The sequence below is a fragment of the Rhizobium sp. TAL182 genome (assembly GCF_002117725.1).
In the GTDB taxonomy this organism is placed as follows: Bacteria; Pseudomonadota; Alphaproteobacteria; order Rhizobiales; family Rhizobiaceae; genus Rhizobium; species Rhizobium esperanzae.
In genome coordinates this window covers 293,477-307,835 of record NZ_CP021029.1, presented here as the reverse complement: position 1 = coordinate 307,835, position 14,359 = coordinate 293,477, and the positions used below count along the sequence as shown (strand labels likewise).

At 60.8% G+C, this 14,359-nt stretch carries 14 protein-coding genes and 1 pseudogene; 8 read left to right on the top strand and 7 right to left on the bottom strand.

Annotated elements, in window-relative coordinates; all coding sequences use genetic code 11:
* Window positions 1–39 precede the first annotated feature (39 nt).
* Entirely contained in the window at window positions 40–1,170 is a 1,131-nt protein-coding gene (locus Tal182_RS30520) for an HPP family protein (RefSeq protein ID WP_085861950.1), read from the top strand.
* A gap of 145 nt (window positions 1,171–1,315) precedes the next feature.
* On the opposite strand, the gene Tal182_RS30515 is transcribed toward Tal182_RS30520, so the two are convergent.
* The 3 genes from Tal182_RS30515 to Tal182_RS30505 form a co-directional block, all read right to left on the bottom strand.
* The gene (locus tag Tal182_RS30515; RefSeq protein WP_085861949.1) at window positions 1,316–1,567 is read right to left on the bottom strand and encodes a hypothetical protein; all 252 of its coding nucleotides are present in this window, start codon (window positions 1,565–1,567) and stop codon (window positions 1,316–1,318) included.
* A 57-nt stretch (window positions 1,568–1,624) separates the two neighbouring features.
* Window positions 1,625–3,253 carry a chaperonin GroEL gene (groL, locus tag Tal182_RS30510; protein ID WP_085861948.1) on the bottom strand — a complete coding sequence of 543 codons (1,629 nt, stop codon included), beginning with the start codon at window positions 3,251–3,253 and terminating at the stop codon, window positions 1,625–1,627.
* Window positions 3,254–3,403: 150 nt separating this feature from the next.
* Complete coding sequence (locus Tal182_RS30505) at window positions 3,404–3,718, bottom strand: co-chaperone GroES (RefSeq protein WP_064812751.1); 315 nt, start codon at window positions 3,716–3,718, stop codon at window positions 3,404–3,406.
* Window positions 3,719–4,071: 353 nt separating this feature from the next.
* On the opposite strand from Tal182_RS30505, the gene Tal182_RS30500 reads away from it, so the two are divergent.
* The 7 genes and pseudogenes from Tal182_RS30500 to Tal182_RS30470 form a co-directional block, all read left to right on the top strand.
* Window positions 4,072–4,362 carry a hypothetical protein gene (locus tag Tal182_RS30500; protein WP_064807666.1) on the top strand — a complete coding sequence of 97 codons (291 nt, stop codon included), beginning with the start codon at window positions 4,072–4,074 and terminating at the stop codon, window positions 4,360–4,362.
* A gap of 107 nt (window positions 4,363–4,469) precedes the next feature.
* A complete protein-coding gene (locus Tal182_RS30495) occupies window positions 4,470–4,826 on the top strand; it encodes a hypothetical protein (RefSeq protein ID WP_064807664.1) in 357 nt (118 codons plus the stop codon).
* Window positions 4,827–4,885: 59 nt separating this feature from the next.
* Complete coding sequence (locus Tal182_RS30490) at window positions 4,886–5,218, top strand: four-helix bundle copper-binding protein (RefSeq protein ID WP_085861947.1); 333 nt, start codon at window positions 4,886–4,888, stop codon at window positions 5,216–5,218.
* A 68-nt stretch (window positions 5,219–5,286) separates the two neighbouring features.
* The gene (locus Tal182_RS30485; protein ID WP_085862128.1) at window positions 5,287–5,613 is read left to right on the top strand and encodes a DUF2934 domain-containing protein; all 327 of its coding nucleotides are present in this window, start codon (window positions 5,287–5,289) and stop codon (window positions 5,611–5,613) included.
* A gap of 5 nt (window positions 5,614–5,618) precedes the next feature.
* Window positions 5,619–6,038 carry an HD domain-containing protein gene (locus Tal182_RS30480; protein WP_085861946.1) on the top strand — a complete coding sequence of 140 codons (420 nt, stop codon included), beginning with the start codon at window positions 5,619–5,621 and terminating at the stop codon, window positions 6,036–6,038.
* A gap of 228 nt (window positions 6,039–6,266) precedes the next feature.
* The gene (locus Tal182_RS30475) at window positions 6,267–8,603 is read left to right on the top strand and encodes a PAS-domain containing protein (protein WP_085861945.1); all 2,337 of its coding nucleotides are present in this window, start codon (window positions 6,267–6,269) and stop codon (window positions 8,601–8,603) included.
* 87 nt (window positions 8,604–8,690) lie between these two features.
* Window positions 8,691–9,191 (top strand): annotated as a pseudogene (locus Tal182_RS30470) (HIT family protein); the annotation flags it as partial.
* A 70-nt stretch (window positions 9,192–9,261) separates the two neighbouring features.
* Here Tal182_RS30470 and Tal182_RS30465 read toward each other — a convergent pair.
* The 4 genes from Tal182_RS30465 to ugpC form a co-directional block, all read right to left on the bottom strand.
* Entirely contained in the window at window positions 9,262–11,112 is a 1,851-nt protein-coding gene (locus Tal182_RS30465) for a DUF2264 domain-containing protein (RefSeq protein ID WP_085861944.1), read from the bottom strand.
* A 74-nt stretch (window positions 11,113–11,186) separates the two neighbouring features.
* Window positions 11,187–12,461, bottom strand: a complete 1,275-nt coding sequence (locus Tal182_RS30460) for a sugar ABC transporter substrate-binding protein (RefSeq protein WP_064807653.1) — start codon at window positions 12,459–12,461, stop codon at window positions 11,187–11,189.
* 40 nt (window positions 12,462–12,501) lie between these two features.
* Window positions 12,502–13,227 carry a YesL family protein gene (locus tag Tal182_RS30455; protein ID WP_085861943.1) on the bottom strand — a complete coding sequence of 242 codons (726 nt, stop codon included), beginning with the start codon at window positions 13,225–13,227 and terminating at the stop codon, window positions 12,502–12,504.
* A 20-nt stretch (window positions 13,228–13,247) separates the two neighbouring features.
* On the bottom strand, window positions 13,248–14,357 hold the full coding sequence (gene ugpC / locus Tal182_RS30450) for a sn-glycerol-3-phosphate ABC transporter ATP-binding protein UgpC (RefSeq protein WP_064812727.1): 1,110 nt from the start codon (window positions 14,355–14,357) through the stop codon (window positions 13,248–13,250).
* Window positions 14,358–14,359: the final 2 nt, after the last annotated feature.

Genomic DNA, 14,359 nt, shown 5'->3' with positions numbered 1-14,359 from the left:
TCCTTCACCCCTCAGATTATCCTCATCATTGGTCTTCGCATGCAGTTTCCCGTTTCACCGAAAGTGGGGCCGAGCCGTATCGGCCGCTTTCGCCTGTTTTCGCCGATCCTGGCCGGCGCGACGTTAAGAGAACGATTGATCGCCTGTTTCGGCGCGTTGCTGGGCATCGGTCTCACCGGTGTCATCAGCGGCTATCTGTTCGGCCAGGGGCCGCATCTTCCGCTGATCGTCGCGCCGATGGGGGCATCGGCGGTGCTGCTTTTCGCGGTGCCGGCAAGTCCGCTGGCGCAGCCGTGGGCGATCATCGGCGGCAACACAATTTCCGCCCTGATGGGCATCATTGCCGCCTATTTCATTCGTGATCCGATCATCGCCACGGGCGTCGGCGTTTCGCTGGCCATCGGCGCAATGTCGTTCACGCGATGCCTTCACCCGCCGGGAGGGGCTGCGGCACTGACCGCGGTGCTCGGCGGTCCTGTCGTCGCCGGTTGGGGGTTCCTCTTTCCCTTCGTGCCGGTCGCTTTGAACTCCTGCATTCTCGTCGGGCTCGGGCTGCTGTTCCACAAGCTTTCCAGACGGAACTATCCACACGTCGTTCCGAAGCCGGCGGAGAACACCCACCAGACGATCGATCCGCCATCCGCCGCGCGGGTGGGCTTTCGCGAGGAGGATGTCGATGCCGCCCTCGAGGCGCTCGACGAAACCTTTGATATCGATCGGGCAGACCTCGGAAGATTGCTGCAGCAGGTCGAACTGCAGGCAGCCATCCGATCAAACGACAAGATCAGCTGCGCCGATATCATGTCGCGTGACGTGATCGCCATCGGCGAGACCTCCGAGCCGGACGCCGCGCGACATCTTCTTTTGAAGCATAATATCCGCACCCTGCCGGTGAAGGATCCGGAAGGCCGCCTGGTCGGCACTGTCGGCTTGCGTGAATTGTTTGGGGGCGGCGATACAATTGCCCACGCGATCTCCAAACCGGCAGTGGCGAGAGCTTCAGATGCTGCCCTGTCGCTGCTGCCTGTTCTGACGGACGGGCGCACCCATGCCGTCATCATTGTCGACGACGACCACCGGATCCTCGGCCTGATATCGCAGACCGACCTTTTGAGCGCCGTGGCGCGGCTGCTGCCGAACGACGGCGACACGATCGCTGCCGTGGCGTGAAACGTGCGGAGTGGCTCGGATTGCCGCTGGCCCATCACGGCCGCCGAGGGCGACATGCCTTCGTCGTCAGCCCTTCCGATATGATCTCGGCTATGATCTGAAACGGATGCGGGACGCGCTCGTCATCGATTTCGTGCCGGCGCCGTCACTGAGCAATCGGTGGGCCTCCGTCCGTGTCAAACAGGCCGCGGGCCGCCTGGACCATCGACTGCAGATGATTGGGATCGCGCACGCCCTGTCGGTAGAGCTCGATGATGATGCTCGCCATTCGTTCGGCTTCGTCGCTGTCTCTTGCCACTGCGTAATCGGCGCTGAGCTTGTCGAAGACGTGTTGGCAGGTTTCGAGATCGCGGGAGTCCAGCGGCACCTGCGATCGGTTTAGGATCGTTTGAACCATCTTCATTCCCTCGGAAAAGGCCCGCCCGGGGTGCCCAGGCGAGCCTACGACCCTGTCTTAAAAGTCCATACCGGCGCCGGCCGGCATGGCCGGAGGAGCATCCTTCTTCGGCTTCTCGGCGATCATCGCTTCCGTCGTCACCAGCAGACCGGCGATGGAGGATGCGTCCTGCAGCGCGGTGCGAACGACCTTGGCCGGATCGATGACGCCCTGCGCGTAGAGATCGCCGAATTCGCCGGTCTGAGCGTTCCAGCCATAGGAAAATTCGCTCTTCTCGCGCAGCTTGCCGACGACGACCGAGCCTTCGGCGCCGGCGTTTTCGGCGATCTGGCGAGCCGGGGCCTCGAGCGCACGGCGGACGATTTCGACGCCGACCCGCTGGTCGTCATTGGCGGTCTTGATATTGTCGAGCGCCTTGACCGCGCGCAGCAGCGCCACGCCGCCACCGGGCAGGATGCCTTCCTCGACCGCCGCCCTTGTTGCATGCAGCGCGTCGTCGACGCGATCCTTCTTCTCCTTCACCTCGACCTCCGTCGAGCCGCCGACGCGGATGACGGCTACACCGCCGGCGAGCTTGGCAAGACGTTCCTGCAGCTTCTCGCGATCGTAGTCGGAGGTGGTCTCTTCGATCTGGGCCTTGATCTGGGCGATGCGGCCCGAAATCTCCTCCTTCGAACCGACGCCGTCGATGATGGTGGTGTTTTCCTTCTCGACCGTGATCTTCTTTGCCCGGCCGAGCATATTGAGCGTCACATTCTCAAGCTTGATGCCAAGATCTTCGGAGATGACGGTGCCGGCGGTGAGGATGGCGATGTCTTCCAACATGGCCTTGCGGCGGTCGCCGAAGCCAGGGGCCTTGACGGCAGCGATCTTGAGGCCGCCGCGCAGCTTGTTGACGACGAGTGTTGCCAGCGCTTCGCCTTCGACGTCTTCAGCGATAATGAGGAGCGGCTTGCCGGACTGAACGACGGCTTCGAGGATCGGCAGCATCGACTGCAGGTTCGACAGCTTCTTCTCGTGAATGAGGATATAGGGATCCTCGAATTCGACCCGCATCTTGTCGGCATTGGTAACGAAATAGGGGCTCAAATAGCCGCGGTCGAACTGCATGCCTTCGACGACTTCGAGTTCGGTTTCGGCGGTCTTGGCTTCTTCAACGGTGATGACACCGTCATTGCCGACCTTTTGCACGGCCTCCGCCAGGAAGCGGCCGATTTCGGCATCGCCGTTGGCGGAGATCGTTCCGACTTGGGCAATTTCGGCATTATTGGATATCTTGCGGGCGTTGGCCTTCAGTTCTTCGATGATAGCGCTGACGGCGAGGTCGATGCCGCGCTTCAGGTCCATCGGGTTCATGCCTGACGTCACGGCCTTGGCGCCCTCCTTGACGATCGCCTGGGCAAGAACGGTTGCGGTCGTGGTGCCGTCGCCGGCGATGTCGCTGGTCTTCGAAGCGACTTCGCGGACCATCTGCGCGCCCATGTTCTCGAACTTGTCTTCGAGCTCGACTTCCTTGGCGACCGAGACGCCGTCCTTGGTGATGCGTGGCGCGCCGAACGACTTGTCGATGACGACGTTACGGCCTTTTGGTCCGAGGGTCACTTTCACGGCATTCGCCAGGATATCGACGCCACGCAGCATTTTTTCGCGGGCTTCGACGCTGAATTTGACTTCTTTAGCAGCCATGTCCTCACTCCTTCATCGGCAGCTAGCGCATGTCGCCAAGTGTACAGCGGTTTTGCGAGAACGACATGCGTTGAAATTAAGATCTGAAGCGCGAGAAGCGAATCTCAGAGATCGCAACGCGCTTTAGCGTTGACTTCCGACGTGATGGACTCAGGCGGCCTCTTTCCGCTCGCCCTGAGCTTCGATGATACCCATCACATCGCTTTCCTTCATGATCAGCAGGTCCTCGCCGCCGATCTTGATCTCCGTGCCGGACCACTTGCCGAACAGGATGCGATCGCCGACCTTGACGTCCAGCGCCTCGATCTGGCCGGCATCGTTGCGGGCGCCGGGACCGACGGCGATGACCTCGCCTTCCTGCGGCTTTTCCTTGGCGGTGTCGGGAATGATGATGCCGCCCTTGGTCTTTTCCTCGGAAGCGACGCGGCGGACGAGAATGCGGTCATGAAGCGGTCGGAACGACATGTCTTCCTCCATAGACAAACAATGACGACGGTGTTGGCGCTCGCCGGACCGGATTGACCAGGTCCGGACGAGCGCAAAGTCGCGTGCCTTGCGCGAATGATCTGGTTCGAGCGTTTTTCGATTTCAAGAGGAGCAGGAGAAAAATTAGCACTCTCTATCGACGACTGCTAATAGCTCTCCCGGGAACAGAAGGCCGGCTCCGGCGTTCGGCATAATGACGATGGTCGTTCCCTCGTCTCGAAGGCGAGTTCAAACTGCACATGGCTTGAATCCGGATGTCGGCGTTCCTAGCTCTCAGGCGATCGAGGCTCGATGAGCTCGATCACCGTCCCACGTCTTTAGGAGTGAGTGACATGGAAGAGAAGACCAATATAATCAAAGACCTCAGTATCGAGGAACGCGAGGAGATCTTCGTCGATATCGCTCGCACGCTCGAGGATACGGCGCGTGAGGCTCTTGTCGAAGGCAATACGCACTTCGCCGTGCTCTCCAACAACATGGCCGAAGCAATTCGCGTCAATGCCGACGAACTCGCCCGCGACGATCCCGAGAATGCCGAGCGCGTTTTGCTCCAGGCAACCGCGATGATCACGCAGTTCGAGGCCGTGCACCCCTATCGCATGGTGAGCATGGCCGTTCACTGATTGCCGGCAGCACGGCCTGGCTCGACCGCCCGCTCGAATCAGTCGCCAGTATGCGGAACTCTCGCGGCCGGCGGAGGTTATTGGATCACAGCATCGAAAGGTGATCCATGACCACTTCCCCAACCAACATGTCACCCGAGAGTGGAACCGACGACGCGCGGTCCTTCGACACGCCGCAAGCCGAGGCCGATCGCCAGGCGGCATCGGAGGCCGCCCGGCGCAACGTCCGTTCGACGCTGGATCGCGATGGGGGCAATGAGACCCCAAGCCTGAAACTGGCGAAGGAGTATCTGAGCCTGGGTGGGCGCCGCCGGTCCAAGATCGATGACAACATTACCAATGTTCGCCAATGGGATGAGGATCCCCCGGCGGCCGAACGCTTCTGGAAAGAGCGGGTGGAAACGCTTTCAAAGGATGAGCGCAAGCAGGTGGAGGATTTTCTTCCCACCATCAACACGCCCTGAAAGACAACCGGCGGCTCGTTGTCGCACGATGTGTCCGAACGCTCCGAAGGAGGAAGAGCATGCATAAGATCAATCCGGCAATGCAGGAATGCATCGACAATTGCCTGCGCTGCTATAGCGTTTGTCTTCGCACGGCCATGAACCACTGCCTCGAGGCAGGTGGAAAACATACCGAACCCGCGCATTTCAGATTGATGATGGCTTGCGCCGAAATCTGCCGCACCTCGGCGCATTTCATGCTGATCGGCACGGGTCACCACAAACATACCTGCCGTGAATGTGCCGAGATCTGCACGGAATGCGCGGCCGACTGCGAAGGAGTGGGCGATATGCAGGAATGTGTGGATGCGTGCCGAAGCTGCGCGGAAAGCTGCCGGGCGATGGCGGCCTAGGGCGCGATCGTTCAGGCGGGCCGGAGCCAAGCGCGAGCTGGAAGGTCAGGTCGAAACTGGAGAAGATCATGGCCATAGACAAACACGAGCAGATACGGCGGCGCGCCTATGAAATCTGGGAAGCCGAAGGCCGCCCTGAAGGTTCGGACCTGCGCCATTGGATGCAAGCTTGCGACGAGCTGGCCGGCGAAGACGAGCACGAGACGCTGCAAGACATGCTCGATCAAGACGACAGAGATGATGCGGCCTTGCTTCAAGGGGCCGGGGAAAGCGGTGATCTCGATCCGCCGCGCGCCGGCCTTGCTCAAGTTGCTGGCGCGACGACGCCCGATATCGAGATAACAACGGGGGAGAAGCCTTCCCGGCGAAAAATCAGACGGACCGAAGGACCGTAACCACGATGCAGCATCTCGACCATGCCATGCAAATCGCCTTAGAGGCGCATGAGGGGCAGGTGGACAAGACCGGTCGACCATTCTTCGAGCATTGCCAGCGGATCGCGCTTCTCGTGTCGGGCGACGATGCGCGAACAGTCGCCTATCTTCACGATGTCGCCGAAAAAGGCAGCGGCTGGACGCTCGACAGGTTAAGGGAGGAAGGCTTCCCGTCGGCGATCATCTCCGCGGTGGATGCCTTGACGCGGCGGCCCGGGGAGCCTGATGACGAATTCGTCAGACGCGCCGCATCGAATCCGCTGGCCCTGCCAGTCAAACAGGCCGACCTTGAAGACAATCTCCGACAGGCCGAACAAGCCGGCAAGAAAACCGAAAAATACCAGCGCGGTCTGGATCTCCTGCACGACATCCGGAACGAACACTAGGTCTGTTCGGGCGGCGCCGGCGAAATCTCGAAGAATGTCCTGCCGCGCTTTCTCATGCATCACCTGATATTTTTCCGCATCGCCTGCAACCATTCTTCAACCATAGAACGCGGAGCGCCCTGATGCCGACCTGAGGTGAGGGGCCTGTTAACCGGTACGACTTATAGTCGCGTCCATGTGGATGAACGGGGAACGGTCGTGTCCGGCGAACTGCACACAATCTTGGCAATGGATGGCACGTTGGCAGACCTGCATGGTGTCGGCGACGCCCTTGAGCGACATGGTATCGTGCTGCGCGTTCACCTCGACCGAGCTGCGTTTCATGATTGCGCCGCCAAACGACCGCTGCCGGCGCTCGTTCTGCTGGACGCCCTGTCGCCGGAGGGAGGTGGTCTCGAAGACTGCCGGCGTCTCAAGGCAAACCCGATAACGTGTGATATTCCAGTCATCATCGTGGCCTCGCCGCAGGACGAGGAGAGCCGGATCGGAGGGCTTGCCGCCGGTGCGGTCGATTGCGTTTCCAACCTTGTCTCCGCCGCGGAGCTCGTCGCCCGCATTAAGCGACATATAGAGCTCGGCGCAGTCCACGCGCGCCTGCAGCGGCGCAACGAGCAACTCGATACGGCGCTTGCCAGCATGGGACAAGGCGTCTGCCTGTTCGACGAGGCAGGCCGGCTGCTGCTGTCAAACAACCGTTATGCCGAGGTCTACGGACTTGATCCCTCCGTCATCCGTCCGGGACAGTCGCTCGAAGACATCCTCAACCTGAGACAGGGGGTCGGCGCCGTTCCCGCCACCTCGACCTCGGAATATCTCGCCTGGGCCGAAGCGACCAACAGGGGCGATACGCCCCGAGACTGGATCAAGGAACTCAAGTCGGGCCAGATCATCCGCGGCTATCATCAGCGCACGTCGGACGGCGGCTGGGTATCGACCCATGAGGACATCACGCAGGCCTGGCAGGCTGAAAAGGCCCTTGCGAAGGCGCATGTTCAGGCAGAACGCGCCGAGCAGGAGGCGCGGGCGGCGCATGCACGTCTTCTGGCGGCTTTCGAAGTCGTCCCGGAAGGTCTCGTCTTGTTCGACGAGGAAGACCGCTTCGTCCTGTGGAACCAGAGATATGAGCAGCTTTACGCCGAAAGCGGCGATATGCTCGTGAAAGGCATGCGCTTCGAAGACCGCCTGCGTGCAGGCCTCGAACGCGGCCAATATCCGGAAGCGGTCGGGCGCGAAGAGGAATGGCTGGCGGAAAGGCTGGCCCATCATGCAAAGCCCACCAGCAAACACGAGCAGCGCCTACCGGGAAATCGCTGGATTCGGATCGAAGAACGCCAGATCTCCGAAGGCGGTAGCGTCGGCATACGTGTCGACATCACCGACCTCAAGATGCAGGAGGCGTCGTTCAGGCTGCTGTTCGAAGGTAACCCGATGCCGATGTGGGTTTACGATCATGAAACGTTGAGATTTCTCCACGTAAACCAAGCCGCCATCGATCACTACGGTTATCGTCTGGAGCAATTCCTGACGATGCGACTATCCGACATCGAGGCGCAGGAACCCAACCCGCCGCAGGCCGTCACTTTCGATGTCGAGGACCCTGCCTCGTCCCGCTTTTCCCGGCATTTCAAGGGAGATGGAACGGCCATCGAGGTCACCGTCTATTCCACCTGCTTGAACTACAAGAGCAAGGCGGCATCGCTGATGGCCGTGGTCGACGTCACCGAGGCCAAGCGCGCCGAAAAGGCATTGCTGCAGCACCGTGACACGCTTGAAGAGATGGTGCGCTCCCGCACGGTCGAACTGGCGCGGCAGACAGAAGAGCTCGAACGAATGCTCGAACAGGAAAAGCAGATCAACGAGTTGCAGCGGCAGTTCGTCTCGATGGCATCGCATGAGTTCCGCACCCCGCTTGCGGTGATCGACGGCGCGGCGCAACGGCTCATTCGGCGCAAAGAAGCAGCGACGCCGGAGTTTCTTTGCGAAAAAGCCGATCAGATCCGCAGCTCGGTTTCGCGCATGCTCGAACTGATGGAAAGTATCCTTGCTGCCGGGCGGTTGGACCACGGCAGGATCACCATCGTGCATAAGCCGTGCTCGATTGCCGAAATCATCGAAGTCTGTGGCGCCCGCCAGGAGAGCATCCGGCGCACCCACCGCTTTCTGCTTGACCTCGATCGGCTTCCTCCGGCCATTTATGGAGATCATCCTGCGCTCGACCAGGTCTTCAGCAATCTCTTCTCGAACGCCGTGAAATACGCACCGGATTCGCCGAACGTCCACGTCACCGGATGGCAGGAAGGGGACAGCGTTTGCATCACCGTCCGCGACGAAGGCATCGGCATCGACGCCGATGACCTCCCGAAGATGTTCCAGCGTTATTTCCGCGCCAGAAGTTCCACGGGCATTGCCGGCACCGGCATTGGCCTCAATCTCGTCAAGCAGATCATCGAACTTCACGGGGGATCGATAGAAGTGGCAAGCAGCCGCGGAAACGGCACGACGTTTACGCTGCGGATTCCGATCGGCGCGGAGCTGCCAGACCAGTTGCGTGTCGCTGCCGGATAGGCAGGCGGCATCTTCTCCGAGCGGCGGCTGCCTTCGCTGTTGGTCGCATTGTTGAGTGCGCTCGCCGCTGGGAGATGGAGGTTCAGAATGATCGATCGCCAACCCTTCGATCTCAAGGCCTATGTGCGTGACACTGCGGCGAGGCCATGCTTTATCTGCGGCTTGATCGAGAATGATCCGGCTTGTTTTCATCATCGTATTTTCGAAGACGATGAGACGATTATCTTCCTGAGCAAATATCCGACACTGCCCGGTTATTGCCTTGTCTGCCCGAGGGAGCATCGGGAGGATTTGGCGCAAGACATGTCGACAGATGAGTATCTTCGACTGCAGGAGAAGGTGCACGTTTTGTCTCGGGCGCTGAAACGCGTCTTCGACGCCGAACGAATTTACGTGCTTTCGCTCGGCAGCCAGCAGGCCAACAGCCACTTACATTTTCATGTCGTTCCTTTGCCTGGAGGCGTGCCTCTTGAGAAGCAGCAATACCATGCGTTGATGGCGGAACATGGCGTTCTGCAGATGCCCGATAATGAGATGGCGGAGCTGGCGCGGCTGATTGCTGAAGCCTATCGTGTCGAGCTGAGCAGTCATGATTGGCGACGGGTGGTCTGCCATCAACGCGTACGGAAAGTAGCCGCACAGCGCCCGCCTCACCAAGCTATGTCAGAAGAGCGAATGCCGGCACCCGAACGCCGTTTTCGCGGAAGTGCCGCTCCACTTCATCAAGATCCGGGCCGGCCGGCGGGTGCTCCAGTGCCTGTGCCCAATTCTCCTGAACAGGCAGAGCCAGTGCCGCGGTGACCAGCACGGTGGTTCCGGGGCCGATTTCGCCGCGCAGCTGCGGCAGCAGGGTCTTGGCGTGAATGAGGTTGGTGTTCGGGATCGGGCTCATCGCATGGCCGGTTCTCGGATGAAGCGAGAGGTCGACAATGGCGCTGACGTCTGTCTGGCCGTACCAGACGGCGCGGCCTTCTGCCTGTTCGGATCGGTCGGCGTTGAAATCAGCGCGTTCGATCGCAAAGCCGCCCTCGATGGTGCTGAGCGAACGCGGCGTGGCGGTGCGGTGAATGCGGATATGCCAGGGATTGGCGGGAAGTAGCCAGGTTTCGATGTTGACGTCGTTCCACGGACGCCAGCGCGAATAGAGCCGGTCGCCTGCGATCAGCGCCTCCTCCATGGTTTCGCGCATACGGAAATGAACGCCGTCGTCGGAAAGACCGAGCATGCAGTCGAAGCTTGCGGCCGAAAAATTCCGGTCGTCGGCCTCGATGTTGAAGGCGTAGCGGGTGGAATAGGCGAATTTCGAATATTTCTCGTTTGCACCGCGCATCTTGTCGTGCTGCTGGCCGGAAGAGAGCACGACCACATTTCCCGGCGTGTGCATGGCGACCATGCCGGCCGACTTCAACGCCACCGGCTTGGGGAAATCCGGCTGCTGCGCCTCTTCGACGGTCCAGAACGGATGATCCCGGGGAAGGGCGAGCGGCAGGAAGAATTTCAGCGCCCAATAGGGCGAGCCAGGCGAATTGTAGCTCTCGCTCATCAGCAGGTTCGGATAGCCGTAGCCGATGGAGAGCACGCCGTCGCGATCGGCGATCGGCATCGCCGACCACCAGCGGATATGGCGCATATAATAGCCCTTGAGCTCCGCCCAAGGCAGCGCTTCCACCCCGGCGAAGGCGAGCGCGCCCCAGAAGCCGCCGGCCGCGAAGCGGTAGGTCTGGCTGCGGCCGAAGGCGAGTGCTGCGCCATCAGGGCCGAACCAGTGGCGGATATCCCCGGCGAAGATCTCGGCGCGATTGCGGAACCGGTTCTTTCGCGCCTCGTCGCCGCGCGCCAGTACCGTGTAGATCAGGCCATAGAAATGCATGGCGAAGGGAATGTAGTGGTCAACCCGCCGCACCGGCCCGTCGCGATACCAGCCTTCGCCGATGTCGAAAGCTTCCAGTTCATCGAGATAGGCGGCGGTTTTCGCCATGTCGAACGCGACACCGACGCGCTCCAGTCCGAGATCGATCAGGACGCGGAAGAATTTCCAGTTGTTGTCGATGAATTCCAGTTCGCGCGCGGCAAGAAGATAGGCGGCGACGGTTCTTTTCTCGCCATCGCTCAGCGGTTCCCAGATGTGTTCGGGCACCAGCGCCAGCGCAAAGCCGACGGCGGCGAGCTCGACCAGCCGCTGATTGCGGTCGGCCAGATCGCCCCAATATTCGGGATGCGCAGGATTGGTCCCGTTCGCCAGTCCGCGCCGATAGAGATTCCAATGCGGGAAGTGGCCGCCGCCTGCAGCGAGCGGAACGATGCCCCAGAGCGGGCGTGCAAATCCTTCGAGATCCGCTGCCGCCCGGTCGAAAATCGCGCCGGTAGCGCTAAGGCGCACACGGGCGCCGCCTTCGGAGAAATAGGGCAGCAGCGGTCTGAAGAGATCGATGACGGCCTTGGCCAGATCGTCGCGTGTCTTCAGCGGGTTGCCGGAAAGCGGATTGGCCTTGGTGGGATCGTAGATCATCGTCAGTCCGAATTTTTAAAACAGAACCGGCCGCAGGCGAAATGCTCACCCGCGGCCGCGATGTCGTATGGCGCTTACTTGATGGCCTTCACGCCTTCAGTCATTTCTTTCAAGCCGTCGTCGACGGAGGTGTTATCGGTCATGATCGCGTCATGGGCGCGGTTCAGGACGACCTCAATTTTAGCGGCGTTCGGATTGACCGCCATCTCCAGGTAGGTCTTCGACGGTATCAGCGCTTCCTTGCTGGCCGCGTCCTCAGGGAAACCAGGCGTCGCCGCGATCTTTGCACTGACGTCAGCGGTCTTGAGCGCCGGGAAGGTGCCTGTCGAGGCGATAACGGCCGCCCCTTCCGAGCCGGTGACGAACTTGATGAAGTCGAGGGCAGCTTCTTTGTGAGTGGAATTGGCGTTGACCGCCAGACCTGAGATCTGCGCAGCCGTCGTGCCGGCGGCCACGCCATCCGGATGCGGGAACTTCACGATGCCCCAGTTCTTGCTCTTCGATTCACCGGATTTCACCTTGGTGATCTGGGTGCCGACGAACCAGGTTCCCATCGGCAGCATGCCGATCGTGCCGTTGAAGAAGAGCGCCGAGTAATGCGTGTTCGACGTCTTCAGGAAGGCGTAGGAGGGAATGGCGCCGTCCTTTTGCAGGGTGAGCGCTCGCTCGTACCACGGCTTCAGGAAAGCATAATCGCCATCGACGAGCGTGTGTTTTCCGTCGAGGATGCCGGGCAACTGGACGGTGGAGCGCCAGGTATGAAGCAGCGCGCCATAGGTCTTGTTAGTGCCCATGCCGCCGGCAAGCTTCTCGGCCGTTGCATCGAACTGCGCCCAGGTCATGTCATTGGTGGGATAGGGAACGCCGGCCTTATCGAAGATGTCCTTGTTGTAATAGACGATCCAGAAGTCCGATCGGAACGGAATGGAATAGATCTTGCCGTCTATCGTCAGTTCCTCGATCAGGCCGCCATAGGGCGCCGGATCGATCTTCTGATCCTTCATGAAGCCGCTGAGATCGGCGATGTTGCCGGCGCGCACCAGGTTGGTGTAGCCGGGCACGTCCTTGACGGTGACGATGTCGATGTCCTTCGAGCCGCCGGTCAACTGCGTCGAAATCATCTGCTGGTAGTCCTGCGAGCCGAGGTCCATCGGCTCGAACTTCACATTGGGGTGCTTGGCCTGATAGGCCTCGATCAGCGGCTTGTAATAGGCTGTCTTGTCCCAGTCCCACAAAGCCCATTTCAGCGTTACGGCGTCTTGTGCAAGTGCGGCGCCGGCCGTTGTTGCGGCCAAGGTGAAACCCGCTACGGCGAGTTTCACCGTCCTCCCGAATTTATCCAAATACATTTCTGTTCTCCTTCCCTGGATCGTCTCTGGATCGACTGTTTTATGATGCGTTTGGTGCATGCGGTTTACGGTGCGGCTGCGATGTCTCCGGCTGGTCCAGAACCATCACCGCCGCCCGATGGACGCCGAATGCGACGGCGAACATTCCGAGTGAAAAATTGAAGATCGCCGGCATGAACACGGAAACCGGATAGAAGAGGATATGCGCCAGCCACAGGGCAGCGTTGAAGGCCAGCGCCACGATCGCCGGAAGCGGACGGACGACGGAAGCGAGCGCGGCGAGACGAAGGAGCCGCAGAGCCGGCAGGTCGCGCATCACCATCAGCACGATGAGATGGCAGGCAGTGACCGCAAGGAAGGTGGTGGCGACAAGTGCCACGGCGAGCGGGGCGGCAAGAATCAAGTTGTCCCGCGCTCCGACGCCATAGGTGAGGATCACATAGATGCAGATGGCAAAGGCCGCGGCCAGCGCCAGACCCCAGGCGGTGGCGCGCCAGAAATAATGCAGGAACGCTTCCGTGAAATCCCTGAGGAGATAGGTGTTGCGATCCTCCACCAAAGCCACCGAAACCCGCGCCATGGCGGCGAGTGCCGCCGGCAGCGTCGCGACGAGGAGCGAGGCCAGGAGGAACAGGATGTTGAGCTTGACCATCTCCCACCATTCGCGGACGAGGGTCTCGATGAACAGGGCAAGGCCGGTCTTCGCAGGCGCATCCTTCGGAATGCCCGGCCCCTCCTTCGTCCACATGTCCCGCAACCACTGCATCGCCGTCTCCCGCTGGCGCCTCAGTAAAGAATCGAGCGTTCGGTTTCCTTGTCGAACAGCTGGGCATTGCTCATATCCGCCACCAGCGTCGCCGCGTCGCCAATCGCAGGCCGGAAGCGCGGCGATACGCGAGCGATGAGATTGCGCCCGCCGGCGACCATGTTCAGATGCACTTCCGAGCCCATCGGTTCGGCCAATTCCACCACCGCCTTGAGCGGTGCCAGGTTCTCGGGCGGAATGTCGGCCGGCGGCAGTTCGTGGAAGTTCTCCGGACGGATACCGAGCACCAGCTCGCGGCCCTCGTAAGGGGCGATCCTGCCCTTGTCGAAATGATCGGGCAGCGGCAGTTCCCGTCCGTCGAAGACGGCGATGAAGCCGGCGCCCCGGCGCTGAATGGTCGAGGGCAGCATGTTCATCTGCGGCGCGCCGATGAAGCCGGCGACGAACATGTTGACGGGACGGTCGTAAAGGTTCTGCGGCGTATCGACCTGCTGGATGTGCCCGTCCTTCATGACGACGATCCGGTCCGCCATGGTCATGGCTTCCACCTGGTCGTGAGTGACATAGATGAAGGTGGCGTCGAGGCGCTTATGCAGCTTGGTGATTTCCGAGCGCATCGTCCCGCGCAGCTTGGCGTCGAGGTTGGAAAGCGGCTCGTCGAGCAGGAAAACGGCGGGATTGCGCACCATGGCGCGGCCGAGCGCCACGCGCTGGCGCTGCCCGCCCGAAAGCGCTTTTGGCTTGCGGTTCAGGAGATGGGTGATGTCAAGGATCTTGGCGGCATCCTGGACCTGCTTGTCGATGAAATCGCGCGAAACCTTCCGCAGCTGCAGGCCGAAAGCCATGTTCTTGTAGACGGTCATATGCGGGTAGAGCGCATAGTTCTGGAAGACCATGGCGATGTCGCGGTCTTTGGAAGGGACATCGTTCATGACGTCGCCGCCGATCCGGAGTTCGCCGCCGGAGATTTCCTCGAGGCCGGCGATCATTCTCAGCGTCGTCGATTTGCCGCAGCCGGAGGGGCCGACCAGGATGATGAATTCCTTATCGGCGATCTCAAGATCGATGTCATGGACGACGGTGAGCGCGCCGTAGGATTTGTTCAGCTCTTTAAGGGAAATGCTGGCCATCG